This is a genomic window from Pseudomonas sp. SIMBA_067, assembly GCF_046534675.1.
Taxonomy (GTDB): Bacteria; Pseudomonadota; Gammaproteobacteria; order Pseudomonadales; family Pseudomonadaceae; genus Aquipseudomonas; species Aquipseudomonas putida.
On the sequence record NZ_JAWRYH010000178.1, the window covers coordinates 1 to 329 of the forward strand.

The following is a 329-nucleotide window of genomic DNA, read 5'->3' on the forward strand; positions in this document are numbered from 1 at the left end:
TGTCAGGTAGTCGATGTAGAGCGGATGTTTCGGCATCAGTTCAGCGATAAACGATTCCTGTCCGGTGCCACTAAGGAAATCCGCTTTGCTGAATTCCATAGAGAAGAAGCGACTGCCGACGCTCTCCCAGAACGGCGAATGGCCCTGCTCATCGCTGACGCCACGCATCTCGGCCACCACCCGGTTGGTGAAACGTTCACGGAAACTGGCCATAAACAGGAAGCGTGACTTCGACAGCAGATAGCCGTTTTTGCCATCACGGTAATCGGGATCGAGAAACAGCGTGCAGAGCTCACTGCTGCCGGTATGGTCGTTACTCAGCGACAGGG

1 protein-coding gene is annotated in these 329 nt (G+C 55.0%); it reads right to left on the reverse strand.

What is annotated here, in order from left to right:
• Window positions 1-329: arginine N-succinyltransferase (locus SB765_RS28610; protein WP_410932354.1), on the reverse strand; the 329-nt coding region annotated here is incomplete at both ends.